At 50.4% G+C, this 25360-nt stretch carries 20 protein-coding genes and 1 pseudogene; 10 read left to right on the top strand and 11 right to left on the bottom strand.

Annotated elements, in window-relative coordinates; all coding sequences use genetic code 11:
- Nucleotides 1–30: 30 nt before the first annotated feature.
- Nucleotides 31–1233, bottom strand: coding sequence for a serine-type D-Ala-D-Ala carboxypeptidase (dacC, locus tag ACJHYW_RS21790; protein WP_000195961.1), 1203 nt, complete (start codon nucleotides 1231–1233; stop codon nucleotides 31–33).
- 245 nt (nucleotides 1234–1478) lie between these two features.
- Between dacC and gstB the strand changes: the two genes are divergently transcribed.
- A complete protein-coding gene (gene gstB / locus ACJHYW_RS21785) occupies nucleotides 1479–2105 on the top strand; it encodes a glutathione S-transferase GstB (RefSeq protein ID WP_001295292.1) in 627 nt (208 codons plus the stop codon).
- Here the strand turns inward: gstB and yliI are convergent.
- Nucleotides 2102–3217: an aldose sugar dehydrogenase YliI gene (yliI, locus tag ACJHYW_RS21780; protein ID WP_410233380.1), complete on the bottom strand. Its 1116-nt coding sequence runs from the start codon at nucleotides 3215–3217 to the stop codon at nucleotides 2102–2104. The two genes, gstB and yliI, sit on opposite strands and share 4 nt — an antisense overlap.
- A 110-nt stretch (nucleotides 3218–3327) precedes the next feature.
- Nucleotides 3328–3711, bottom strand: coding sequence for a biofilm formation regulator BssR (gene bssR, locus ACJHYW_RS21775; protein ID WP_000497137.1), 384 nt, complete (start codon nucleotides 3709–3711; stop codon nucleotides 3328–3330).
- Nucleotides 3712–3923: 212 nt separating this feature from the next.
- On the opposite strand from bssR, the gene rimO reads away from it, so the two are divergent.
- The 3 genes from rimO to ACJHYW_RS21760 all read left to right on the top strand — a co-directional run bounded on the left by rimO (nucleotide 3924) and on the right by ACJHYW_RS21760 (nucleotide 6180).
- Nucleotides 3924–5249 (top strand): 30S ribosomal protein S12 methylthiotransferase RimO, encoded by a 1326-nt coding sequence (gene rimO, locus ACJHYW_RS21770; RefSeq protein WP_000049367.1) that lies wholly within the window; start codon nucleotides 3924–3926, stop codon nucleotides 5247–5249.
- Nucleotides 5250–5474: 225 nt separating this feature from the next.
- Nucleotides 5475–5861, top strand: a complete 387-nt coding sequence (locus tag ACJHYW_RS21765) for a type II toxin-antitoxin system RelE/ParE family toxin (RefSeq protein ID WP_000539524.1) — start codon at nucleotides 5475–5477, stop codon at nucleotides 5859–5861.
- Complete coding sequence (locus ACJHYW_RS21760) at nucleotides 5851–6180, top strand: helix-turn-helix domain-containing protein (protein WP_001280945.1); 330 nt, start codon at nucleotides 5851–5853, stop codon at nucleotides 6178–6180. The genes ACJHYW_RS21765 and ACJHYW_RS21760 overlap by 11 nt, the downstream gene beginning before the upstream one ends.
- A gap of 69 nt (nucleotides 6181–6249) precedes the next feature.
- Here the strand turns inward: ACJHYW_RS21760 and ACJHYW_RS21755 are convergent.
- The 7 genes and pseudogenes from ACJHYW_RS21755 to iaaA form a co-directional block, all read right to left on the bottom strand.
- Nucleotides 6250–7567: pseudogene (locus ACJHYW_RS21755) on the bottom strand (diguanylate cyclase).
- Between the two features lie 7 nt (nucleotides 7568–7574).
- Nucleotides 7575–9923 carry an EAL domain-containing protein gene (locus ACJHYW_RS21750; protein ID WP_000950331.1) on the bottom strand — a complete coding sequence of 783 codons (2349 nt, stop codon included), beginning with the start codon at nucleotides 9921–9923 and terminating at the stop codon, nucleotides 7575–7577.
- A 176-nt stretch (nucleotides 9924–10099) separates the two neighbouring features.
- Nucleotides 10100–11011: a glutathione ABC transporter permease GsiD gene (gsiD, locus tag ACJHYW_RS21745; protein ID WP_001236044.1), complete on the bottom strand. Its 912-nt coding sequence runs from the start codon at nucleotides 11009–11011 to the stop codon at nucleotides 10100–10102.
- A 2-nt stretch (nucleotides 11012–11013) separates the two neighbouring features.
- Nucleotides 11014–11934: a glutathione ABC transporter permease GsiC gene (gene gsiC, locus ACJHYW_RS21740; protein ID WP_000936052.1), complete on the bottom strand. Its 921-nt coding sequence runs from the start codon at nucleotides 11932–11934 to the stop codon at nucleotides 11014–11016.
- Between the two features lie 17 nt (nucleotides 11935–11951).
- A complete protein-coding gene (gsiB, locus tag ACJHYW_RS21735; protein ID WP_000090153.1) occupies nucleotides 11952–13490 on the bottom strand; it encodes a glutathione ABC transporter substrate-binding protein GsiB in 1539 nt (512 codons plus the stop codon).
- Nucleotides 13491–13509: 19 nt separating this feature from the next.
- Nucleotides 13510–15381, bottom strand: a complete 1872-nt coding sequence (gene gsiA / locus ACJHYW_RS21730) for a glutathione ABC transporter ATP-binding protein GsiA (RefSeq protein ID WP_001361716.1) — start codon at nucleotides 15379–15381, stop codon at nucleotides 13510–13512.
- On the bottom strand, nucleotides 15368–16333 hold the full coding sequence (iaaA, locus tag ACJHYW_RS21725; protein ID WP_000513761.1) for a beta-aspartyl-peptidase: 966 nt from the start codon (nucleotides 16331–16333) through the stop codon (nucleotides 15368–15370). The genes gsiA and iaaA overlap by 14 nt, the downstream gene beginning before the upstream one ends.
- A gap of 203 nt (nucleotides 16334–16536) precedes the next feature.
- Between iaaA and moeA the strand changes: the two genes are divergently transcribed.
- Both moeA and moeB read left to right on the top strand, forming a co-directional pair.
- Nucleotides 16537–17772, top strand: a complete 1236-nt coding sequence (gene moeA / locus ACJHYW_RS21720) for a molybdopterin molybdotransferase MoeA (protein WP_000397356.1) — start codon at nucleotides 16537–16539, stop codon at nucleotides 17770–17772.
- Nucleotides 17772–18518 (top strand): molybdopterin-synthase adenylyltransferase MoeB, encoded by a 747-nt coding sequence (gene moeB / locus ACJHYW_RS21715; RefSeq protein WP_000829220.1) that lies wholly within the window; start codon nucleotides 17772–17774, stop codon nucleotides 18516–18518. Before moeA ends, moeB begins: the two co-directional genes overlap by 1 nt.
- 78 nt (nucleotides 18519–18596) lie before the next feature.
- Here the strand turns inward: moeB and fsa are convergent, their stop codons facing one another.
- The gene (fsa, locus tag ACJHYW_RS21710; RefSeq protein WP_001361717.1) at nucleotides 18597–19259 is read right to left on the bottom strand and encodes a fructose-6-phosphate aldolase; all 663 of its coding nucleotides are present in this window, start codon (nucleotides 19257–19259) and stop codon (nucleotides 18597–18599) included.
- Between the two features lie 130 nt (nucleotides 19260–19389).
- On the opposite strand from fsa, the gene ACJHYW_RS21705 reads away from it, so the two are divergent.
- The 4 genes from ACJHYW_RS21705 (at nucleotide 19390) to ACJHYW_RS21690 (ending at nucleotide 25099) form a co-directional block, all read left to right on the top strand.
- Nucleotides 19390–20289, top strand: coding sequence for a glycyl-radical enzyme activating protein (locus tag ACJHYW_RS21705; protein WP_001361718.1), 900 nt, complete (start codon nucleotides 19390–19392; stop codon nucleotides 20287–20289).
- Between the two features lie 5 nt (nucleotides 20290–20294).
- Nucleotides 20295–22727, top strand: coding sequence for a glycyl radical protein (locus tag ACJHYW_RS21700; protein ID WP_000209369.1), 2433 nt, complete (start codon nucleotides 20295–20297; stop codon nucleotides 22725–22727).
- A 145-nt stretch (nucleotides 22728–22872) separates the two neighbouring features.
- Complete coding sequence (ybiV, locus tag ACJHYW_RS21695; RefSeq protein ID WP_000114247.1) at nucleotides 22873–23688, top strand: sugar-phosphatase YbiV; 816 nt, start codon at nucleotides 22873–22875, stop codon at nucleotides 23686–23688.
- A 151-nt stretch (nucleotides 23689–23839) separates the two neighbouring features.
- Nucleotides 23840–25099, top strand: a complete 1260-nt coding sequence (locus ACJHYW_RS21690; protein ID WP_000144241.1) for a DUF1479 domain-containing protein — start codon at nucleotides 23840–23842, stop codon at nucleotides 25097–25099.
- Nucleotides 25100–25360 lie beyond the last annotated feature (261 nt).

The following is a 25360-nucleotide window of genomic DNA, read 5'->3' as shown; positions in this document are numbered from 1 at the left end:
GACGTTTCGCGCCATCCGGTTATCAGAAGATTAAGAGAACCAGCTGCCGAACCACTGATGGAATTTCATCATCACGAAATCCCACATCCGACCAAAGAATCCGCCCTCTTCCACATTTTCCATCACGATCAGCGGACGCTGCTCAATGGATTTACCGTTAAGCTGGAAATCAATGGTCCCGACAACCTGACCTTTTTTCAGCGGTGCGGTAAGCTGCGGTTCCGTTAACGTATAACTCGCTTTCAGGTTTTTCAGCTGCCCACGCGGTATGGTCACTGAGCCCGCTTCACCTGCCCCGAGATTCACTTCGCTCTTATCACCAAACCAGACGCGCTGAGTCACAAAGGTGGCATCAGGTTTAATTGGCGTCACGGTTTCAAAGAAGCGGAAACCCCAGGTCAATAATTTCTCAGACTCATTAAAACGGATACGGTCAGTTTTCGCCCCCAGCACTACGGAGATTAAACGCATATCACCCTGGGTAGCCGAAGCAACCAGATTATATCCCGCGCCTGCAGTGGTTCCTGTCTTCATGCCATCAACATTCAGATTGCTGCTCCACAGCAGACGGTTACGGTTAGGCTGACGAATTTTGTTGAAGGTGAACTCTTTCTCTTTATGAATGGCGTACTCTTCCGGCACATCGTGGATTAATGCTTTACCCAGCAATGCCATATCGCGCGCGGTACTGAACTGCCCCGGCGCATCCAGACCGTGCACCGTCTGGAAGGTAGTGTTGGTCAGACCCAGTTTTTTGGCATAACCATTCATCAAACCAATAAATGACTCCTGGCTCCCGGCAACGTAATCGGCCAGCGCAATACAGGCGTCATTACCGGACTGGATAATCACACCTTTGTTCAAGTCTGCCACCGAAACCTGATCGCCCGGTTTGAGGAACATTACCGATGAACCACGCAGTGCCGGATTTCCCGTCGCCCAGGCATCTTTACCGACCGTCACCATATCGGTGAGTTTAATCTTATCGGCCTTAAGCGCCTGCCCAACCACATAGCTGGTCATGATTTTAGTCAGGCTCGCGGGATCCAGTTTCTCATCCGCGTTGCCTTCTGCCAGCACTTTACCGCTGGCGTAATCCATTAAAATCCATGCACGCGCATCCACGCTCGGCGCTTCAACGGTTTGTTCCGCCGCGAATGCCGTTGGGGCAAAAAGGAATAAAAATGCAGAACCCGCTGCAAGACCACGAAGGAGAGAGGAGTATTGCGTCATAAATGCCACCCGAGTATCCATTCAAAAAAAATACGTTATATCGCCGTATGATAAGTTCGGTGATTAATAACGCACACACAAACTTAAAGAAACCGTAAGTTGGTAAAGTTTTTAAAGTTTATGCAATATCCTGCCGCTTCGCTGCTTCTGGTATCATTTTTTGCCAGCTGTTGCTTAAAAGTTAACTTTACTTCACCATCAAAGTCCTGTTCAGCCTGTGGCTGCCTGTCGGAAAAGGGGTGAGTATGATTACGCTGTGGGGTCGGAATAATTCAACCAACGTAAAAAAAGTATTGCTGACGCTCGAAGAACTGGAACTACCTTATGAGCAAATTCTCGCGGGCCGTGAGTTTGGGATAAATCACGATGCTGATTTTCTGGCGATGAACCCTAACGGGCTGGTGCCATTGTTGCGTGACGACGAAAGTGATCTCATTCTTTGGGAATCAAACGCCATTGTCCGCTATCTGGCGGCACAGTACGGGCAAAAACGCCTGTGGATCGACTCACCGGCACGTCGTGCGGAAGCAGAAAAATGGATGGACTGGGCAAACCAGACGCTCAGTAATGCTCATCGCGGGATCCTGATGGGATTAGTCAGAACACCACCGGAAGAGCGCGATCAGGCCGCCATTGATGCCAGTTGCAAAGAGTGCGACGCCCTGTTTGCCCTGCTCGATGCGGAACTGGCAAAAGTAAAATGGTTCTCTGGCGACGAGTTTGGTGTGGGCGATATCGCTATCGCACCGTTCATCTACAATTTGTTTAACGTTGGCCTGACCTGGACACCGCGTCCAAATCTGCAACGCTGGTATCAGCAACTCACTGAACGCCCAGCAGTGCGCAAAGTGGTGATGATTCCCGTTAGCTAATTGCGTGGGCTAACTTTAAGTAATTCCCCACTAGATTCGTCGGTGAGAACGTATAAATAACCGTCGGATCCAGTGCGAACATCACGAATTCGCTGCCCTCTGTCCGTTAAAATACGGCCATCTTCTGTCACTTTGTCGCCGTTGACGCTCATCACAATGACATCTTTATCTTTCAGCGCGCCAATAAATAATTTTTGCTGCCACTGGGGGAATTTATCGCTGTTATAGAAGGCCATGCCGCTCACGGCGGGCGAATCTTTCCAGTAAAAAACAGGTTGCTCGGTCCCGGCGACGATCTCCCCTTTCGCTTCCGGTATCTTAAAGCCCGAATAGTTGATTCCCCAGGTTGCCAGCGGCCAGCCGTAGTTTTTGCCTTTTTGCGGGATATTAATTTCATCGCCACCGCGCGGGCCATGTTCATTCAGCCATAGTGCATTACTCCACGGATTCATCGCCATTCCTTGCGGATTACGAATGCCATAAGACCAGATCTCGGCGCGCTCACCGGATTCCTTTACAAAAGGATTATCATCCGGGATTTCGCCCAGGTCGGTCAGACGCACCAGTTTGCCCTGTAATTTATCCAGATCCTGCGCCGTCGGGCGCTGATTGTTTTCGCCCAGAGCAATAAAAAGATAACCTTTACCGTCGAATACCAGCCGCCCGCCAAAATGGTTGCCGGTAGACAGTTTTGGCATCTGGCGAAAGACGGTGCGGAAGTCGGTCACTTTTGAGAGATCATCACTTAAGCGGCCATAACCCACAGCAGTTCCGGCTTTGCCATCATCGCCAACTTCGGAATAACTTAACCAGATGCGGCGCGACTGAGCAAAATCAGACGCTAAAACCACGTCCAGCAGACCGCCCTGCCCGTGCGCCCAAACGTCCGGCACTCCGGAAAGCGGCGCAGATAATCCTTTTCCTGCTTGCCAGTGACGCAACTCGCCGCCGCGCAGAGTGATTAACATACCGTGATTGTCGGGTAAAAAGGCCAGCGCCCAGGGATGGTCGAGTTTGTCTTGCAGTACTTCGACATTTACCGTTGCAGGAGCCGCCCAGAGAGCGGAAGAAAGACAAATAAGGGACACAAGGAAAAAGGATTGTCGATGCATAACGCCTCCGGATTGACTCTGGCTTAAAGCGTAGTCAGTGGAGGAGAGAACAAATTCATTTTTACAAAAACTTAAACATGAAGGGGGAGACGCTTTCTCCCCCTTAGTTTTCAGGCCTTCTCAAGCATGGCGTGCTTCTGCAGGCTCTGGATACTCAGCGTTAAGCTCATCAGACAATTTTCAAGCTTATCGGCGTTGACGGTAATAACAGTCGGGCAATCATGGTGCCCACTCATCAAACATACTGCGGCTGTCGCTAATGCTTCTTCAGCATGATGAAGAGCACTCCACTCTTCCTGATCCAGATGAAGATTCAACCGCAGCGATTTATCGTGCAGTTCGCGATTCAGTTTAAAAAAGTTATCTCGTAGATGATTGCTTTCGCTGACGGACATGTATCCTTTTGCCTTCCTCAGTTGCACGTATGCGGCGAGGTCAACGCGTGCGTCGATCAACCGGTTCAGCAGATCGATTCGCTGTCTGTCAACGAACATACTTCGATCCTCCTCTTTCCAGCCTTGTTGCAATTAAATAGTATGGCTATTTTTTGAGCAAAATGCTGTCCAGGATCAATTCTTCACGCCGAATTAACAAAATTTACATTTCCTTCGCCTCCGCCAGCGTATGAGATTGCGATACAAATTTTATCCAGAACTCTGTAGAATCCCTGCCCTGACCTTTCCTGTAACTGAATATTTTTTAAGCTATGAGCAAAGTAACTCCCCAGCCGAAAATCGGCTTTGTTTCCCTTGGCTGTCCGAAAAACCTTGTCGATTCAGAGCGTATTCTCACCGAACTACGCACTGAAGGTTATGACGTGGTACCGAGCTATGACGATGCGGACATGGTGATCGTCAACACCTGCGGCTTTATTGACAGCGCGGTACAAGAATCACTGGAAGCCATTGGTGAAGCGTTGAATGAAAACGGCAAGGTAATTGTGACCGGTTGTCTGGGGGCAAAAGAAGATCAGATCCGCGAAGTCCACCCGAAAGTGCTGGAAATCACCGGGCCTCATAGCTATGAGCAGGTTCTGGAGCACGTTCATCACTACGTGCCAAAACCGAAACACAACCCATTCCTGAGCCTGGTGCCAGAACAAGGCGTGAAACTGACGCCGCGTCATTATGCCTATCTGAAAATTTCTGAAGGCTGTAATCACCGCTGCACCTTCTGCATTATTCCGTCTATGCGCGGCGACCTGGTGAGCCGTCCGATTGGCGAAGTGTTAAGTGAAGCGAAACGTCTGGTTGATGCGGGCGTTAAAGAGATTCTGGTGATCTCGCAGGATACTTCCGCGTATGGCGTCGATGTTAAACATCGTACTGGCTTCCACAACGGCGAGCCGGTAAAAACCAGCATGGTCAGCCTGTGCGAACAGTTATCGAAACTGGGGATCTGGACACGTCTGCACTACGTTTACCCTTATCCGCATGTGGACGACGTCATCCCACTGATGGCAGAAGGCAAAATCCTGCCGTATCTGGACATTCCGCTGCAGCACGCCAGCCCGCGCATTCTCAAACTGATGAAACGTCCGGGTTCTGTAGATCGCCAACTGGCGCGCATTAAACAGTGGCGCGAAATCTGCCCGGAACTGACCCTACGCTCAACCTTTATTGTTGGCTTCCCTGGCGAGACGGAAGAAGATTTCCAGATGCTACTCGACTTCCTGAAAGAAGCACGTCTGGATCGCGTTGGCTGCTTTAAATACAGCCCGGTTGAAGGTGCAGACGCCAATGCCCTGCCTGACCAGGTTCCGGAAGAAGTGAAAGAAGAACGCTGGAACCGTTTCATGCAGTTGCAGCAGCAAATTTCCGCCGAGCGCCTGCAAGAGAAAGTGGGCCGTGAAATTCTGGTGATTATCGACGAAGTGGACGAAGAAGGCGCGATTGGTCGCAGCATGGCAGATGCACCGGAAATCGACGGCGCGGTTTATCTCAATGGTGAAACCAACGTTAAGCCGGGTGATATCCTGCGTGTGAAAGTCGAGCACGCCGATGAGTACGATTTGTGGGGTAGCCGGGTTTAATTAATTTAAAGGCAGATCTAACAAGGATATTGTTCTTCGATCTGCCTCTGCTACCCTTCCCGATGTCCTACCCTTACGCACAAAATCCCCTGACGCATAAATCGAGAAAAATGTATCGTACTCGAGGCAACTCTCACTTTTTCACACCAAATTAAAGTTTTGATCGCAATTACTTGAAATAAGCGTAATGGTTACTATAGTAAACATTACCACAAGGATGGATGTATGGGTGTGTATAAGGCAAGACGATTCAGCCAAAGCACGAAAAAACTTGGTATTCACGATAAAGTTCTCATGGCTGCCGCTGAAGAAGTGATGCAGGGCATATGGGAAGCTGATTTAGGTAGCGGTGTCATCAAAAAACGTTTACCCCTCCAACAAGGAAAGAGTGGTGGAGCCAGAACAATTATCTTTTTTAAATCAGCAAATCATGTGTTTTTTTATGATGGTTGGTCCAGGAGTGGTCTAAGCAGTAAAGGAACCAAAGAAATCGAAGATGATGAACTGGCGGCCTACAAAAAAATGGCAAATGCATTTCTGGCCTTTAGCAATAAGCAAATAGAGGATTTGATCGAAACTGGCTTTTTGATTGAGGTGAAAAATGAGCGATAAATTACAAATGATGCTGGAAGATGCAAAGGAACTGAATGCACTGGGCCTGATGTCTGATAGTGAAGTTGATGCCATTGCCGTCATGGTCAAAGCTCGTGAAGTCAGCGCCCGTATAGCCAAAGTCAAATCAATGACGGGTGAAGAGATCAAAGCCATCCGCACCCGATACGGCATGTCACAATCCGTGCTGGCACATACAATGGGAATGTCAAAAGAAAGTGTCTCGAAATGGGAACGTAATGAAATAAAACCGAGCGGCCCGGCATTACGTATTTTGAATACATTGGCAATAAAAGGGCCGGAAGTTTTTGCAAAGTAAAATGTTTGCAAATGATTTACCACATTCATTAGTACCCCTTGATTAAGGGGTACTAACACTATTCTAATTCTACTGCCAGCTAATCTGCGCCCTGCCGTTTTTCTTACTCTTATACAGCCGCTCATCCGCCAGCATTTTCAAGCGTTCGACGGTAGGACATTCGTTTGAATGCGCTACACCGATACTGGTACTTAAATTAATGCTTCCCACCTGGAAATGAACGATTTCTTTTAGAATCGATAGCAACTCTTCCAGCGTTCCACCCGTATAAATCACCGCAAATTCGTCACCACCGAAGCGGTAGACTTTACCTTTATCTACGGGGATCTGTGATTTAAGGATTTTCACCACTTTCATCAACACTTCATCGCCCAGCAAATGACCGAAGGTGTCGTTAATGTTTTTGAATTTATCGACGTCAAACAGGCACAAATAACCGCCTTTTTCCGGCAGGGCTTTTAAATCTTCGTCAAAGGATTTTCTGCCCATCGCTTTGGTCAGGTCATCCAGGAACGCCGAGTTATACAGACTGTAGAGTTTTTTGACATCGGCAGCCGAAAAGAAAAGCCCACCGTCCAGGACGCGTTCAAAATGGTTATTAATAATGGCTTCTTTCTCCACAATGCCACGATTAATCACTCTGCGTACCAGATAGAGGCAACTGGCACCCGATATCACTGCCACCAATGCAGCAAAGAAAATAATCAACATACATACCTGAAAATAAACGTCTTTTTTATACGCAAATACGTACAATCCGGTCGGCAAATAGGCGAAGTGCTCCATCGCTTCCGAAACGGTGAAGATGGCGTTTTTAGCGTTATATTCATCACCGGTCACCGATTTACCGTTCTTGAACAGGGAGAACATCAGGTTCTCGCTATCCATCGCCAGCGATTTTGACAGTAAAGAAAAACGTTCCAGACCAAGCAAAAATATCAGACTACGATTGTGAGTTACCGGATAGAGGTAATAGACGAAGGTTTTACCATCAAAAGAGATAAACCCTGTATTTTTGACATGTCGATACTTAACAACCTGCATAATATCTGCACAATAATTTTTCTCGAACTCCTTTACCTGAATACATTCGTCACTGGAAATCAGATAAGGACCGACATCGTACAAATAAGAGGGTGAAAGCGAGTCGGCGTAAGCCAACCAACAGCTGTTCCTCCGTAGGATTTAGCGTGTTGATCAGATCAATTGCCACACTACGCCGATATTCAGCAATATTTGCCACCGCAAAAGCAGTATCAATAACGGACTGTTTCAGGCCATACACCCGTTCCTTTACCATTTGAGTGTAGATCCCGCAGGCAACTGCTGAAATCATGATAAAAATCAGCAGACTGACTGTAAGTACGAATTTATTGATTCTGGACATACGTAAACTACTCTTTTACTAATTTTCCACTTTTATCCCAGGCGGAGAATGGCATGGGTTTCTGGTACAGATACCCCTGAGCCTGAACACATCCTAATTTGATTAATTCACGCGCAACGTCTTCGCTCTCTACGCCTTCCGCAATCACCGGGATCCGGTTATAGCGTGCCAGATCGAAAATAATGCGCACAATTTTTCCCGCAGTACCGAAAATATCGCCGGTAAATTGCGAGTCCACTTTTATGCTATCTGGATTAATTTCATAAAAACGTTTCAGGTTTGACAAACCGGTGCCAAAGTCATCAATCGATATCCGTACCCCTTGTTTACGCAGTTGTTCAATATTGAGATAAAAATGTTCATTAATTCGCTCGATCACGGTTTCAGTGATCTCAACACAGAGGCTGTTCGCCTTCAGGCCATTTTCTTCCATGATGGTGGTAAAACGCTCATGAAAGTGTGGTTCGTTTAACTGCCAGGGCGAAACATTAATATGCAGTAAGAAATCATCCTTCAGCGACGCACGCTGACTAAAATGTCTGAATTCACCCATTGCCGTTTTAATAATCTGATAACCCAGCTCATTGATAAACCCGATATCTTCAGCAATGGTAATGAACTTTAGCGGTGAAATGATCCCCCGCTCCGCAGACACCCAACGGCACAACGCCTCCGCGCCCAAAATGGTGCGGGTGTTAATATCAACAATCGGTTGATAGACCAGGAATAGTTCGCCAATTTCCATTGCATGGCGAATATTACGCGCAATCCAGATATTCTCTTCTATTTCGTTGAGTTTCGCATCATCACAGAAAATAAACTCTGAGAACATATGGTTGCGGATACTGGAAATCGCCAGTTTCAGCTTTTCTGCGTAACTCCAGGCGTTTTCCCCCTGCAAAGGTTCACAAATAGCAGACTTATGGATGCGCAGATTGCGGTAGCCAAAACTGCTGTCAAAATCGTTTACCGTCGCTATCTTACGGGTAAACGTCTGTACATTTTCCCGGCACAGGAGTAAATAAAGATCGGCATTAAATGTCACGATATCGCAGCATTGCGCATATTTCTCAGCAATTCGCTGACACAATTTCCTGACGATTTTATTGCGTTCATCAACACCAAACACCGCTTCCACGGCTTCCAGACCACACAGTTTGATGATCCCCACAGCCAGATACTGATTATTGTTGGACTCAATAATCGCCATATTTTTAATAAAACCGCTTTCCTGATCGTAAGAGATCAGTGAGAGCAATTTATTTGACCGTTCAATTTCGGCATCTTTCATTTCCGCGATCGAATTTTTGATGCTGATAATCTCTTTCGCATCGCCTTCGCGAATTTTCAGAGCCTCGATCTGATCCGTTGAGTCGGGCAAAAACGCCAGCGTATTAACCAGCTCGGTCATTTCAGAAAATTGCCGACGGAACACACGAGTGGTCATTAAATAAACCACCAGCAATACGATAATAATGAAAGCAAACGGCAGATAAAAAAGTTTATCTGATGCGTTCAATAAATTACCACCAGGATAATAAAAATAGATTTCGAATAATGCGTTGTTTGGCACCGCTGATGTTTTTTCAATATATTCCGTATCGACAGAATCAATAATATTATAATTACCTTCGCTATTATAAATAATCAATTTTTCACGAGCGAGTTGATTCTTAGCAATGATCTCATGACCTTGCTTTAAAAATAGAACTTCATCATTAGCGCTGATTTGATCAAGATACTCGTTCAGATATCGCCAGTTTAAATCGACATGAATTTTATCCACCGCTAACAAATCGTGATCTTTGCCGTTGATATGTAGCGTAAAAGAGATACATTTTTTACCCGGACGATCAAAGCAATTGTATGCCGGATTCCAGCTGTTGTTAGAGTCATCTGAAGCCACCGACCACGGTCGTTTCGATGGGTTAAAATCGGCAAAAATAACCCGCCCTGACTCGTCGACAAGCGGTCCATTTACTTGTTCCTGATGATAAACAACGATTTTATCATTCGCCCTCCGCGAAAAGAGATAATATTTATTATCATCAAGTACCAGTCCCACCGAGTCTAAAAATGGCATCATTTCCATTTTCAGAATTACGGCGCGTTGAATCTCCTCTGTATTTTTTAATAAATACAGTGAGTCCTTTAATGTCAGGGCCGAACGTTCAATATCTTTAAAGAAATAGCCAACGTTTTTCTGAATAAGTTCAAAGCGGCTATCGGCACGTTTTACCGCGCGTTCCGATACCAGTTGATAGTTAATGATGAAAAAAAGACCAATAAATGACAGTGCTGCCAATAAAAATAAAATTATCAGCCTTATCTTTATCTTTTCGTATAAACTCAGCATGTTAATACATTTAACAAAATAACTGTCTGAACGCTGTGCCGCTGCAAAATAGTCCCTTGCTGCGGCTTTTTAACCAAATTACCCGATTCTACAAAATCAGCAGAAAGTTACAACACTTGCTTAGGGCAATAATTTCCTGTGAGGTGATTACCCTTTCAAGCAATATTCAAACGTAACTATCCTTTAATTTTCGGATCCAGCGCATCGCGTAAACCATCGCCCAACAAATTGAACGCCAGTACGGTCAGAAAAATAGCCAGGGCCGGAAAAACAGCGACATGCGGCGCGATAACCATATCCGCTCGTGCCTCATTGAGCATTGCTCCCCACTCTGGTGTCGGCGGCTGCGCACCGAGGCCGAGAAATGACAGGCTGGCGGCAGAGATAATCGAGGTACCAATGCGCATGGTGAAAAACACCACGATAGAAGAGACGGTCCCAGGCAGGATATGACGCAATAAAATGGTCATATCGCTGGCACCAATACTGCGTGCTGACTCAATAAAGGTTTGCTGTTTCAACACCAGCGTGTTGCCGCGCACCAGTCGGGCAAACGCGGGGATGGAAAAAATGGCGACTGCGATAATCACGTTAGCAATGCCGCTTCCCAACACCGCAACAACAGCGATCGCCAGTAAAATACCCGGGAAGGCAAACAGCACATCGCAAATGCGCATGATCAGCCGATCCCACCAGCCTTCATAATATCCAGCCAGCAAGCCCAGCAACGTCCCGATCGCCGCACCGATAAACACGGCAAACACGCCCGCCGCCAGCGAGATTTGCGCACCAACCAGGACACGGCTGAAAATGTCACGCCCCAGTGAATCGACGCCAAACCAGTGCTGCAAAGAAGGTCCGTTATTCAGATTGTCATAATCAAAATAATTTTCGGCGTCATAGGGAGCAATCCAGCGTGCAAAAATGGCCACCACAATCAATAAAATAACGAACAATGCGGCGGTCATCGCCATATGCTGACGGCGAAATCGTCGCCAGAATTCATGCCACGGTGTACGTACCTGGTCAGGTTTGACCAGTGGCATGGCGTTTAACACCGCCTGACGTCGCCAGTTAAATAGTCGCATCCTTACTTGTACCTGATAGCCGGGTTAATGGCGGCGTAAAGCACATCCACCACTAAGTTGATAAGAATAAATTCCAGCGAGAAAAGCAGAATTTCCGCCTGAATCACCGGGTAATCGCGCATTTCTACGGAGTCAACGAGTAAGCGTCCAAGTCCGGGCCAGTTGAAAACTTTCTCCACCACGATGGAACCACCGAGCAAAAAGCCAAACTGTAAGCCCATCATGGTCACTACCGGGATCATCGCGTTGCGTAGCCCGTGCTTGAGGACAACCCAGGTTTCGCTCACCCCTTTCGCCCTCGCGGTACGCATATAATCTTCGCTTAAAACGTCGACAAACGACGCGCGGGTAAAGCGCGCCATCACGGCTGCCACTGCCGCGCCGAGCGTCAGGGAGGGTAAAATGTAGTGCTGCCAACTGTCTGCTCCCACGGTAGGCAGCCAGCCCAGTTCAACGGAGAATACCTGAATTAAAAGCATCCCCAGAGCAAATGCCGGAAACGAGATCCCCGACACCGCAATGGTCATACTCAATCGATCCGGCCAACGATTACGCCAGACGGCGGCGATAATTCCCGCCGCCATACCAAATATCACCGCCCAGACCATACTGGTTATGGTCAGCCACAGCGTTGGCATAAAGCGGCTGGCAATCTCATCGCCAACCGGACGACGCGACACCATCGACAGGCCAAAATCCCCCTGCACAGCATTGCTGATATAGTGCCAGAACTGGTGATACAGCGGCTGATCCAACCCCAGCTGCTGACGCACCAGTTCTATAACCTGCGCATCAGCTTCGGGCCCGGCAATCAATCGCGCCGGATCGCCGGGCAGCATATGGACAAATAAAAACACCAGCACCGAGACGATAAACAGCGTCGGAATCAACCCCAGCAAGCGTTTGATAACGTAATTAAGCATTCCACTCCCTGCGTTGCTTATTGCAAATCCGCGTCTTCAAAGCTGAAGCCGGTGTCTGGCATGATCCAAAAACCGGTCAGGTTTTTACTGTGTGCCGACACCAGTTTTTCTACCACCAGCGGGATCCACGGCGACTCTTGCCAGATGATATCCTGCGCCGCCTTATAAAAACGGGTCTTTTCCGCCGGATCATTAGTTTTCAGTGCCTGAGCCAGGAAGTCATCCACCTGTTTATTGCTGTAAAACGCGGTATTAAACAGCGTCGGTGGCCAGTTTTGCGAGGCAAACAGCGGCGATAGTGCCCAGTCAGCTTCGCCGGTTGAAGCCGACCAGCCAGTGTAGAACATCCGCACGCCGCTCTCTTTTTGCCCTTTACCTTCGACTTCTGCCGCCCGCTGTCCGGCATCCATCGCAGTCACCTGGGCTTTAATCCCGACCTGCGCTAACTGCTGCTGGGTAAATTGCAGCACTTTCTGCGCGGTGCTGTGGTTATGTGACGACCACAGCGTGGTACTGAAACCGTTGGGATATCCCGCCTCTTTCAGTAATTCGCGCGCTTTCACTGGATCGTAAGGCCACGGTTTATAACTTTGCGCGTAGGCGATACTCGGCGGTACCACACCACTAGCTGGCGTTGCATAGCCCGCGAAGGCCACTTTCACCAGCGCCGGGCGGTTAATGGCGTAATTCAGCGCCTCACGGACCTTCGGGTTATCGAATGGCTGTTGCGTCACGTTCATACTGATATAACGCTGCATAATTGACGGACTGGCCATCAACTCGATATTTTTGTTTTTCTCCAGCAATGCGGCCTGCTCGTAAGGAATGGGGAAAGCAAACTGCGCTTCACCGGTTTGTAGCATGGCCGCGCGGGTGTTGTTATCCGCAACCGGACGCCAGGTTATGCTGTCCAGTTTGGGCAATCCTGGCTGCCAGTAACCCGCGAATTTTTTCACTTTCACAAAATCGGTCTGATTCCAGGTATCCAGTTCATACGGCCCGGTTCCCACCGGATGAAAACCAATATCCTTGCCATATTTTTCCAGCGCTGCCGGCGAAATCATCGCGGTCGCCGGATGGGCAAGAATATTAATAAACGCTGAGAACGGCTGTTTGAGGGTAATCTTTACCGTTGTTGGATCGATCGCTTCCGTTTTGGCAATATTCTTATACAGGTTGTAGCGTTTAAGATGATTCGCCGGATCGCTGGCCCGGTCCAGATTCGCTTTTACCGCCGCTGCGTTGAAGTCGGTTCCATCCTGGAATTTAATTCCTTCCCGCAGTTTCACGGTGTAAGTAAGGCCGTCATCGGAAACGGTATAGCTCTCCGCCAGCACGTTTTTCAGTTTCATCTCTTTATCGAGACCGAACAGCCCCTGGTAAAACGATTTCGCTACGGCCTGAGATAACGTGTCATTCGCGTCATATGGATCGAGCGTGGTGAAGTTCGATCCTACCGCCACCACCACATCTTTGGCAGCGAATGCACAAGATGCCATCAACGCTGTCGCAATGCCCAGCGCCACTAACCCACTACGGTGTACAGCTCTTGCCATTTTATTCTCCGCCTGAATGTTATCTACGCATGAATGCGTATTCTGATTGTGGTTGTGCGACGTAATGCCCCGGCCCGACGCATTGCAACGAGACGGCTACAACCTCTTCACCACGCAGATGAATATTGCTGGGAAGATCGTCCGACAGCAGTACACGCTGCGGTCGTTGTCGGGACGGTTCAGCGACCGGAACTGCCGCCAGTAATTTACGCGTATAAGGATGCTGCGGGTTTTCGAAGACCGCGCGCCGTGGACCAATTTCAACAATTTGTCCGAGATACATCACCGCCACACGATGACTAATCCGCTCTACCACGGCCATATCGTGGGAGATAAACAGATACGCAATGCCGAAATCACGCTGGAGATCGAGCAACAAGTTGATAATCTGCCCGCGAATAGAAACATCCAGCGCCGAGACGGCTTCGTCGGCAATGATCACTTTTGGATTCAATGCCAACGCGCGAGCAATGCAGATGCGCTGGCGCTGACCGCCGGAAAACTCATGAGGGTAACGCCAGGCATGTTCCGGTAACAGGCCTACGCGCTCCAGCAACCACGCAACGCGTGCAGCCGCTTCTTTACCTGGCAATAAACCGTGTACGCGCAGCGGTTCGATAATCGAATCACCGATGGTCTGACGTGGGTCCAGCGAAGCGTAAGGGTCCTGAAAAATAAACTGAATATCGCGGCGCAATGCCTGAAGTTTACCGGATGACAAGGTATCGATTCGCTGACCGTTAAAGATAATTTCGCCGCCCTGCGATTCGACCAGGCGCAGCAACGCCCGCCCGGTAGTGGATTTACCGCTGCCAGACTCGCCCACCAGCGATAGCGTTTCGCCAGGCCAGAGATCAAAACTCACTTTCTCAACGGCATGCACTTCCCGCGTTACGCGATTCAACAAACCGCTGCGCAAAGGGAAACGGGTGACCAGATTACGCACCCGTAAAACAGGTTCGCCATCCACCACCGTTTTCTGCTCGATGGGTGGTTCCTGTTTCGCTGGATGTTCAAGCGATATCAATGGGAAACGTCGGGGATAATCTAACCCTTTCATCGCACCAAGTTGCGGAACAGCAGCTAACAGCGCACGGGTATAAGGATGTTGCGGTGCATGAAAAATCTGTTCGACGCTACCCGTTTCCACCGCCTCGCCCTGATACATCACCAGAACCCGATCGGCAATCTCTGCCACCACGCCCATATCGTGCGTGATAAAGATAACGCCCATCGACATCTCTTTTTGCAATACTTTGATTAATTGCAGGATCTGCGCCTGAATAGTGACATCCAGCGCGGTGGTTGGCTCATCGGCAATCAGCACCGCCGGGCGGCATGACAGCGCCATCGCAATCATCACTCGCTGGCGCATCCCGCCAGAGAGTTGATGCGGATAACGTGAAAGAATGGTTTGTGCCTCCGGAATGCGTACCTGATCCAGCATCCGCTTCGCCTCGACCATTGCTTCTTCACGACTGGCGTTTTGATGCAGACGAATAGATTCAGCAATCTGTTCACCCACAGTAAATACCGGGTTCAGCGATGTCATCGGTTCCTGAAATATCATCGCCATATCCGCACCGCGCACATGGCGCATTTGTGCAGCGCTCTGCTCGCTAAGTTCAATCACTTCGCGACTGCGCCGCCGCAACAGCATTTTATCGCACTGTACTAAACCGCCCGCCTGTTCCAACAGACGCATCAATGCCAGCGCAGTCACTGACTTACCGGAGCCGGATTCGCCAACAATTGCCAGCGTCTCACCACGTTGCAGGCTAAAAGAGAGATTGCGGACCGCAGCTATTTTCTGCTGGTCCTGCATAAAGGCAATATTCAGATTTTCAACCGCCAGCACACCACCGGCATTAAGTTCATCACTGTGTGGCAACGGTGTCCCCTTTTTCACGGTAGATACCGGTGGTTGGCGTATCGCCTGCGTAGCCCCAGGCGCGATACATTCCTTCGGTGTTAAACGGTAGCGCGACGTTACCTTCATGGTCGATAGCGATTAAGCCACCGCTACCGCCAAGCGCAGGGAGTTTTTCCATTACTACCCGCTCGCAGGCTTCCGCGAGACTTAATCCGCCGTAATCCATTAACGCGGCGATGTCATATGCCGCCAGCGCGCGGATGAAGACTTCGCCCGTGCCGGTACAAGAAACCGCCACACTGGCGTTATTGGCGTAGCATCCGGCGCCCACTAAGGGACTATCGCCAACTCGTCCGGGTAATTTATTGGTCATTCCGCCCGTGGACGTGGCTGCCGCCAGATTGCCGTCTAAATCCAACGCCACGGCCCCCACGGTGCCCATTTTCTGTTTTTCATCCAGTGGCGCACCGCTATGGTCGAGGACTGTTGCCCCTTCCTCGCGCGCTGCCAGTAGTTGTTCATAACGCAAAGGCGTGGAGAAAATCTCCGGTGAGACGCGCTCCATGCCATGAGCAAACGCAAAATTTTCTGCCCCTTCGCCAATCATCATCACATGCGGGCTTTGCTCCATCACCAGCCGGGCGGCAAGAACCGGATTACGCAGATGACTAACGCCCGCCACCGCACCGGCTTTCAGGGTGTTACCATCCATCACACAGGCGTCCAGTTCATGGGTTTCATCACGCGTAAAGACAGCGCCAATTCCGGCGTTAAACAGTGGACACTCTTCCAGCAGACGCACCGCTTCCGTCACCACATCCAGCGCACTTTCGCCCGCTTCCAGCATTTTCTGCCCGGTTTCAACAATGGCAGACAGCGCCTCGATGTAGCGTAATTCCTGTTGCAGACTCATCTGCGCGCGGCTAATTGCACCTGCGCCGCCATGAATTGCAATGACTGCTTTGCCCATAGTATTCGTCCATTAAGGGTGGCTCGCCACTTTTGCTATAAATATCAGAATTTTTATGAATTACTCATTCAATTTTTGAATATAGAAAGATGGATATGGCATGTAAAGGCAGGAGCCAGCGCTACGCCCGAGGTGGCATACAGTCTGTGGCGTTTTTCTGACATAATAGGCAAATTCGATTTTGCCTCCGCAGGAGTGTTTTCATGGAATTTACCACCGGATTGATGTCGCTCGACACCGCGCTTAATGAGATGCTTTCTCGCGTTACCCCACTGACCGCCCAGGAAACGCTGCCACTGGTTCAGTGTTTTGGTCGTATTCTGGCGAGCGATGTCGTTTCGCCACTGGATGTCCCGGGGTTTGATAACTCCGCTATGGACGGCTACGCGGTGCGTTTAGCCGATATTGCCTCCGGGCAACCGCTGCCCGTTGCCGGTAAATCCTTTGCCGGTCAGCCGTACCATGGTGAATGGCCTGCGGGTACCTGCATTCGTATTATGACCGGTGCGCCGGTGCCAGAAGGCTGCGAAGCGGTGGTGATGCAGGAGCAGACTGAACAAACGGACAATGGCGTGCGTTTTACTGCTGAAGTGCGTAGCGGGCAAAATATTCGCCGTCGCGGTGAAGATATCTCTGCAGGTGCGGTTGTTTTCCCGGCGGGGACTCGCCTGACTACCGCTGAACTGCCAGTGATTGCTTCGCTAGGGATTGCCGAAGTTCCGGTGATTCGTAAAGTGCGTGTAGCGCTTTTTTCTACCGGTGATGAACTCCAGTTGCCCGGTCAGCCGCTGGGCGACGGCCAAATCTACGATACCAACCGTCTCGCCGTACACCTGATGTTAGAACAGTTGGGATGCGAGGTAATCAACTTAGGGATTATCCGCGACGATCCCCATGCCCTGCGCGCCGCATTTATTGAAGCCGACAGCCAGGCGGATGTAGTGATCAGTTCCGGCGGTGTTTCAGTGGGTGAAGCGGATTACACCAAAACGATTCTTGAAGAGCTGGGGGAGATCGCCTTCTGGAAACTGGCGATTAAACCGGGTAAACCGTTCGCGTTCGGTAAACTTTCTAATAGTTGGTTCTGCGGCCTGCCGGGCAACCCGGTTTCAGCGACGCTGACCTTCTATCAACTGGTACAGCCTTTGCTGGCAAAACTAAGCGGCAATACCGCCATCGGCCTGCCCGCGCGCCAGCGTGTGCGCACGGCATCGCCTCTGAAGAAATCGCCAGGACGCCTTGATTTCCAGCGCGGCGTGCTGCAACGCAACGCCGATGGCGAACTGGAAGTGACGACCACCGGACATCAGGGTTCACATATATTTAGCTCCTTTAGCCTCGGCAACTGCTTTATCGTGCTGGAACGCGATCGCGGCAATGTGGAAGTGGGCGAATGGGTGGAAGTAGAACCGTTTAACGCGTTGTTCGGAGGCCTGTAATGGCGGAACTCAGCGATCAGGAGATGCTGCGCTACAACCGGCAAATCATTCTGCGCGGTTTTGATTTTGACGGTCAGGAGGCGCTAAAAGATTCTCGTGTGCTGATCGTCGGCCTCGGTGGACTCGGCTGTGCAGCTTCGCAGTATCTGGCAAGCGCCGGTGTCGGCAACCTGACGCTGCTCGACTTCGACACGGTTTCGCTCTCGAATCTGCAACGCCAGACTCTGCACAGCGATGCCACGGTCGGGCAACCGAAGGTGGAATCCGCCCGTGACGCCCTGACGCGGATCAACCCACATATCGCGATTACGCCAGTCAATGCGCTGCTTGATGACGCTGAACTTGCTGCGATGATTGCAAAACACGATCTGGTGCTCGACTGTACGGATAACGTTGCAGTACGTAATCAACTGAACGCAGGCTGTTTTGCCGCGAAGGTGCCGCTGGTTTCCGGCGCGGCAATTCGTATGGAAGGGCAAATCACGGTCTTCACTTATCAGGACGGCGAACCGTGCTATCGCTGCCTTAGCCGTTTGTTTGGCGAGAACGCGTTAACCTGCGTAGAAGCAGGCGTGATGGCACCGTTGATCGGCGTAATTGGTTCGTTGCAGGCAATGGAAGCGATCAAACTGCTGGCAGGTTATGGCAAACCGGCCAGCGGAAAAATCGTGATGTACGATGCGATGACCTGTCAGTTTCGCGAAATGAAACTGATGCGTAATCCGGGGTGTGAGGTGTGCGGGTAGTAACTGCCACCTCCAGGCCAGATAAGACGCGACACTCCGCCACGTCATCAGCAATTTATGAGGATGCAGAACGTCCGGTTAAATCGACGTTCTGCCAAACGCTCCCTGCCAGTCCTGCTCAAACTTCGCCACAGCGGCATCAACCGCCGGATAGCTAATCATCTGTTGTGCCACATCCAGTGGCAGAGTAATTGATTCACATCCTGCCAGTAAGCAGTCCAGCGCCTGACGCGGGGTTTTGAAACTCGCGGCTAACACTTTCGCCTGCGGCGCATGCATTTTCAATAACTGGTGTAAGTCGGTCACAGTCTGAATACCGCTACCGCCCTGAGCATCAATACGATTAACGTAAGGCGCAACATATTCCGCACCTGCCAGCGCCGACAGTAGCCCTTGTGCTGCGCCATATACCGCGGTTCCCAGCGTCGGAATCCCTTCCGCTTTTAACATCTTAATCGCTGCCAGCCCCTCGGCGGTCACCGGAACTTTCACCACGATATCCGCAATAATAGAACGCAGCTTAAGCGCGTCATTCACCATCCCTTCGGCAGTGGTAGCCATTACCTGGGCAAACAGACGCCCCTGACCGCCCATCGCCTCGTGAAGTTGCGGAAGCACAACCTCCAGCGGTTTTTTACCCGCGGCGATAATGCTTGGGTTAGTGGTCACACCCGCCAGCGGAAAAATACGTGACAGCGCCTTCACCGCAACAACGTCTGAAGTATCCAGATACAGTTCCATAACCATCCTCAAAATGTACTTTTTGTCTGAATGTAGACTATCACGGGAAAACTCTCTGAACAGTTGACGCACATCAATCTAACTTTCATTCGAAAGTATTTTAATGTTTGAACGAAACAGAGAGGCAACTATGATTTTCAATATTCAGCGCTACTCGACCCATGATGGCCCCGGTATCCGCACGGTCGTATTTCTTAAAGGCTGTTCGCTGGGCTGCCGCTGGTGTCAGAACCCGGAAAGCCGCGCCCGCACGCAGGATCTGCTGTATGACCCACGTCTGTGCCTGGAAGGCTGTGAGCTGTGCGCTAAGGCCGCGCCGGACGTGATTGAGCGCGCGTTGAATGGTTTGCTTATTCATCGGGAAAAGTTAACCCCGGAGCATCTGACGGCGCTAACCGACTGCTGCCCGACACAGGCGTTAACCGTGTGTGGTGAAGTGAAAAGCGTTGAGGAGATCATGGCGACCGTTCTGCGCGATAAACCGTTTTACGATCGCAGCGGCGGCGGCTTAACGCTTTCTGGCGGTGAACCGTTTATGCAGCCGGAAATGGCGATGGCGCTACTGCAAGCCAGCCACGAGGCTGGCATTCATACTGCGGTAGAAACCTGTCTGCATGTGCCGTGGAAATATATCGCCCCTTCTCTGCCCTATATCGATCTGTTTCTTGCCGATTTAAAACACGTTGCCGACGCGCCGTTTAAACAGTGGACCGACGGTAACGCCGCCAGAGTGCTGGATAACCTGAAAAAACTCGCCTCAGCGGGCAAAAAAATCATTATCCGCGTACCGCTGATTCAGGGCTTTAATGCCGACGAAACCTCTGTAAAAGCCATTACCGATTTTGCCGCCGACGAGCTGCACGTTGGCGAAATTCATTTTCTGCCCTACCACACGCTGGGCATCAACAAATATCACTTACTTAATCTGCCCTATGACGCCCCGGAAAAACCGCTTGATGCGCCAGAACTGCTCGACTTTGCCCAGCAGTACGCCTGCCAGAAAGGGTTAACCGCGACCTTACGAGGATAACAACCATGACCACACTGAAACTGGACACGCTCAGCGACCGCATTAAAGCGCACAAAAATGCGCTGGTGCATATTGTGAAACCACCAGTCTGTACCGAGCGCGCGCAGCACTATACCGAGATGTATCAACAACATCTCGATAAGCCGATCCCGGTACGTCGCGCGCTGGCACTGGCGCATCACCTGGCGAATCGCACCATCTGGATCAAGCACGATGAGTTGATCATCGGCAACCAGGCAAGCGAGGTTCGCGCCGCGCCGATCTTCCCGGAATATACCGTCTCGTGGATCGAAAAAGAGATTGATGATCTGGCAGATCGTCCGGGTGCTGGTTTTGCGGTGAGCGAGGAGAACAAACGTGTTCTGCATGAAGTGTGCCCGTGGTGGCGCGGTCAGACGGTACAGGATCGCTGCTACGGCATGTTTACCGATGAGCAAAAAGGTCTGCTGGCGACCGGCATCATTAAAGCGGAGGGCAATATGACCTCCGGCGATGCGCACCTGGCGGTGAATTTCCCGCTACTGCTGGAAAAAGGGCTTGATGGTCTGCGTGAGAAAGTGGCGGAACGTCGCTCGCGCATCAATCTGACGGTACTGGAAGATCTGCACGGCGAGCAATTCCTGAAAGCGATTGATATCGTGCTGGTGGCAGTCAGTGAACACATTGAACGTTTCGCTGCCCTGGCGCGTGAAATGGCCACGACCGAAACCCGCGAAAGCCGTCGCGATGAACTGCTGGCGATGGCAGAAAACTGCGATCTTATCGCCCACCAACCGCCGCAGACTTTCTGGCAGGCGCTGCAACTGTGTTACTTCATCCAGTTGATATTGCAGATCGAATCTAACGGTCACTCAGTATCTTTTGGTCGTATGGACCAGTATCTCTATCCATACTATCGCCGTGACGTTGAACTGAACCAGACACTGGATCGCGAACACGCCATCGAGATGCTGCATAGCTGCTGGTTGAAATTGCTGGAAGTGAACAAAATCCGCTCCGGCTCACACTCAAAAGCCTCTGCGGGAAGTCCGCTGTATCAGAACGTCACCATTGGCGGGCAAAATCTGGTTGATGGTCAACCGATGGACGCGGTAAATCCACTCTCTTATGCGATCCTCGAATCTTGCGGTCGCCTGCGTTCGACTCAGCCTAACCTCAGCGTGCGTTACCATGCGGGTATGAGTAACGATTTCCTCGACGCCTGTGTTCAGGTGATCCGCTGCGGCTTCGGGATGCCGGCGTTCAACAACGACGAAATCGTCATCCCGGAATTTATTAAACTCGGTATTGAACCGCAGGACGCTTACGACTATGCAGCGATTGGTTGTATCGAAACCGCCGTCGGTGGCAAATGGGGCTATCGCTGTACCGGCATGAGCTTTATCAACTTCGCCCGCGTGATGCTGGCGGCGCTGGAAGGCGGTCGTGATGCCACCAGCGGCAAAGTGTTCCTGCCACAAGAAAAAGCGTTGTCAGCGGGTAACTTCAACAACTTCGATGAAGTAATGGACGCATGGGATACGCAAATCCGTTACTACACGCGTAAATCAATCGAAATCGAATATGTCGTCGACACCATGCTGGAAGAGAACGTACACGATATTCTCTGCTCGGCGCTGGTGGATGACTGTATTGAGCGAGCGAAAAGTATCAAGCAAGGCGGCGCGAAATATGACTGGGTTTCTGGCCTGCAGGTCGGCATTGCTAACCTCGGCAACAGCCTGGCGGCAGTGAAGAAACTGGTATTTGAACAGGGCGCGATTGGTCAGCAACAGCTGGCTGCCGCACTGGCGGATGACTTCGACGGCCTGACTCACGAGCAGCTGCGTCAGCGGCTGATTAACGGTGCGCCTAAGTACGGCAACGACGATGATACTGTCGATACGCTGCTGGCTCGCGCTTATCAGACCTATATCGACGAACTAAAACAGTACCATAACCCGCGCTATGGTCGTGGTCCGGTTGGCGGCAATTATTACGCGGGTACGTCATCTATCTCCGCTAACGTACCCTTTGGCGCGCAGACGATGGCAACGCCGGACGGACGTAAAGCGCATACCCCGCTGGCAGAAGGCGCTAGTCCGGCCTCCGGTACTGACCATCTCGGCCCAACGGCGGTCATTGGCTCAGTGGGTAAACTGCCTACGGCCGCGATTCTCGGCGGCGTGCTGCTCAACCAGAAACTGAATCCAGCAACGCTGGAGAACGAATCTGACAAGCAGAAACTGATGATCCTGCTGCGCACCTTCTTTGAAGTGCATAAAGGCTGGCATATTCAGTACAACATCGTTTCCCGCGAGACGCTGCTGGAGGCGAAAAAACATCCCGATCAGTATCGCGATCTGGTAGTGCGCGTCGCGGGCTATTCCGCCTTCTTCACCGCGCTCTCTCCAGACGCTCAGGACGATATCATCGCCCGTACTGAACATATGCTGTAATCTTCTCAGCCCGGCGGCGGCGTCGCCGGGCTAAATCATTCACATCATCAATTTCAGCCTCGCTTTCATTCGAAATATAATTTGTGCTCTGCGTCACATTGTTATTACACTGTTACGGTTTCATTTTCGAGCCAGGAGCACACCTATGAGCGTAAAAGTTATCGTCACAGACATGGACGGTACTTTTCTTAACGACGCCAAAACGTACAACCAACCACGTTTTATGGCGCAATATCAGGAACTGAAAAAGCGCGGCATTGAGTTCGTTGTCGCTAGCGGTAATCAGTATTACCAGCTTATTTCGTTCTTTCCTGAGCTAAAGGATGAGATCTCTTTTGTCGCGGAAAACGGCGCACTGGTTTACGAACATGGCAAGCAGTTGTTCCACGGCGAACTGACCCGACATGAATCGCGGATTGTGATTGGCGAGTTGCTAAAAGATAAGCAACTCAATTTTGTCGCCTGCGGTCTGCAAAGTGCATATGTCAGCGAAAACGCCCCCGAAGCATTCGTCGCACTGATGGCAAAACACTACCATCGCCTGAAACCTGTAAAAGATTATCAGGAGATTGACGACGTACTGTTCAAGTTTTCGCTCAACCTGCCGGATGAACAAATCCCGTTAGTGATCGACAAACTGCACATAGCGCTCGATGGCATTATGAAACCCGTCACCAGTGGTTTTGGCTTTATCGACCTGATTATTCCCGGTCTACATAAAGCAAACGGTATTTCGCGGTTACTGAAACGCTGGGATCTGTCACCGCAAAATGTGGTAGCGATTGGCGACAGCGGTAACGATGCGGAGATGCTGAAAATGGCGCGTTATTCCTTTGCGATGGGCAATGCTGCGGAAAACATTAAACAAATCGCCCGTTACGCTACCGATGATAATAATCATGAAGGCGCGCTGAATGTGATTCAGGCGGTGCTGGATAATATCGCTCCTTTCAATAGTTGATCTTCCCCCTGGCCGAAGTGACCACTTCGGCCTCTCTCCTTTTTGCTCGCTTTGTGCACTGACTCAAGATTTTTATCTTGCGTTAACTTATTTTTAACTTAATGTATCAATCGTAATCATTTTACTTTCGAATGAAAGAAGCGAGGTTGATATGACTTTTTCCTGTGAGACGCTGCCCACAGATGCGAAAGCGGCTATCCGAGAGATGAAAGCTGCGCTGCGAGGACAGCTCGGTGATGTGCAACAGGTTTTCGATACACTCTCTGCAAAAATCGAAACGCGTGTTGCTGAAATCGATGCCCTAAAAGCGCAAGGGCTGCCGGTTTGGCCGGAAGTTTCTTATAGTGATATTGCCGCAGGTACAGTAAGCGATGCCACTCGCAATGAAATTAAACGTCGCGGCTGTGCAGTCATAAAAGGCCATTTCCCTCGCGAGCAGGCGATGGCGTGGGATCGTGCCATGCTCGATTATCTTGATATCAATCATTTTGATGATGTTTATAAAGGCCCTGGCGACAGTTTTTTCGGCTCGCTGGAGGCTTCTCGTCCCGAAATCTATCCCATTTACTGGTCGCAAGCACAGATGCAGGCGCGGCAGAGCGAAAACATGGCTGCTGTGCAATCTTTTCTAAACCGACTGTGGACGTCTGAAAGCAACGGCAAACAGTGGTTTAATCCTGATATCAGTGTGATTTATCCAGACAGGATCCGCCGCCGCCCTCCAGGTACTACATCTAAAGGCCTGGGCGCGCATACCGATTCTGGTGCGCTGGAACGGTGGTTATTACCCGCTTATCAGCGCGTTTTTGCCAATGTGTTTAATGGTAATTTCGATGATTACGATCCCTGGGATGCAGCACACCGGACCGATGTCGAAGAGTACACGGTAGATAACACTACAAAATGTTCGGTGTTCCGCACGTTTCAAGGCTGGACGGCGCTCTCTGATATGTTATCGGGTCAGGGATTGTTACATGTGGTGCCTATCCCGGAAGCGATGGCGTATGTTTTATTGCGCCCGCTGCTGGATGACGTACCGGACGATGAACTGTGCGGGGTTGCACCTGGCAAAGTTCTGCCCATTTCAGAGAAATGGCATCCACTACTGCTTAAAGCGCTGACTTCCATTCCCGCGATAACAGCAGGGGATTCCGTCTGGTGGCACTGCGATGTGATTCACTCCGTCGCGCCAGTAGACAATCAACAGGGTTGGGGCAACGTGATGTATATCCCTGCTGCGCCAATGTGCGAGAAAAATCGGGCTTATGCACACAAAGTCAAAATGGCGCTGGAAAAAGGCGCATCACCTGGCGACTTCCCGCGGGAAGATTATGAAGCAAACTGGGAAGGCCGCTTTACGCTGGAGGATCTGAACATTCACGGTAAGCGCGCACTGGGCATGGATGTTTGAGAGTTAATGGAAGTGAATTGATGTGGGATTAAGAAAATCGATTCGACGTTACTCAGATTGCTGACAAATGCGCTTTGTTAATGCCTGATGCGGCGTTAACGCCTTATCCGGCCTACAAAGTCCTGCAGATTCAATATATTGCAGGTACTGCGTAGATACTGTTATGGCCTGCAAGTTTTTTCCTGGTCCGGTTTCCCGGATTGCAGGCATGCCAGACACAGCGCCGTCAGGCGCTGTTGTTTCATCCCTTCCGCGATTTTT

Origin of the sequence: Escherichia sp. WS3063 (assembly GCF_046486595.1) — a bacterium.
Taxonomy (GTDB): domain Bacteria; phylum Pseudomonadota; class Gammaproteobacteria; order Enterobacterales; family Enterobacteriaceae; genus Escherichia; species Escherichia coli.
The sequence above is the reverse complement of the archived record's forward strand: the minus strand, read 5'-3'. Positions and strand labels throughout refer to the sequence as shown.

Coding starts and splice junctions, on each gene's coding strand:
- dacC (WP_000195961.1), bottom strand. CDS start 1,233: ATGACGCAATACTCCTCTCTCCTTCGTGGTCTTGCAGCGGGTTCTGCA.
- gstB (WP_001295292.1), top strand. CDS start 1,479: ATGATTACGCTGTGGGGTCGGAATAATTCAACCAACGTAAAAAAAGTA.
- yliI (WP_410233380.1), bottom strand. CDS start 3,217: ATGCATCGACAATCCTTTTTCCTTGTGTCCCTTATTTGTCTTTCTTCC.
- bssR (WP_000497137.1), bottom strand. CDS start 3,711: ATGTTCGTTGACAGACAGCGAATCGATCTGCTGAACCGGTTGATCGAC.
- rimO (WP_000049367.1), top strand. CDS start 3,924: ATGAGCAAAGTAACTCCCCAGCCGAAAATCGGCTTTGTTTCCCTTGGC.
- ACJHYW_RS21765 (WP_000539524.1), top strand. CDS start 5,475: ATGGGTGTGTATAAGGCAAGACGATTCAGCCAAAGCACGAAAAAACTT.
- ACJHYW_RS21760 (WP_001280945.1), top strand. CDS start 5,851: ATGAGCGATAAATTACAAATGATGCTGGAAGATGCAAAGGAACTGAAT.
- ACJHYW_RS21750 (WP_000950331.1), bottom strand. CDS start 9,923: ATGCTGAGTTTATACGAAAAGATAAAGATAAGGCTGATAATTTTATTT.
- gsiD (WP_001236044.1), bottom strand. CDS start 11,011: ATGCGACTATTTAACTGGCGACGTCAGGCGGTGTTAAACGCCATGCCA.
- gsiC (WP_000936052.1), bottom strand. CDS start 11,934: ATGCTTAATTACGTTATCAAACGCTTGCTGGGGTTGATTCCGACGCTG.
- gsiB (WP_000090153.1), bottom strand. CDS start 13,490: ATGGCAAGAGCTGTACACCGTAGTGGGTTAGTGGCGCTGGGCATTGCG.
- iaaA (WP_000513761.1), bottom strand. CDS start 16,333: ATGGGCAAAGCAGTCATTGCAATTCATGGCGGCGCAGGTGCAATTAGC.
- moeA (WP_000397356.1), top strand. CDS start 16,537: ATGGAATTTACCACCGGATTGATGTCGCTCGACACCGCGCTTAATGAG.
- moeB (WP_000829220.1), top strand. CDS start 17,772: ATGGCGGAACTCAGCGATCAGGAGATGCTGCGCTACAACCGGCAAATC.
- fsa (WP_001361717.1), bottom strand. CDS start 19,259: ATGGAACTGTATCTGGATACTTCAGACGTTGTTGCGGTGAAGGCGCTG.
- ACJHYW_RS21705 (WP_001361718.1), top strand. CDS start 19,390: ATGATTTTCAATATTCAGCGCTACTCGACCCATGATGGCCCCGGTATC.
- ACJHYW_RS21700 (WP_000209369.1), top strand. CDS start 20,295: ATGACCACACTGAAACTGGACACGCTCAGCGACCGCATTAAAGCGCAC.
- ybiV (WP_000114247.1), top strand. CDS start 22,873: ATGAGCGTAAAAGTTATCGTCACAGACATGGACGGTACTTTTCTTAAC.
- ACJHYW_RS21690 (WP_000144241.1), top strand. CDS start 23,840: ATGACTTTTTCCTGTGAGACGCTGCCCACAGATGCGAAAGCGGCTATC.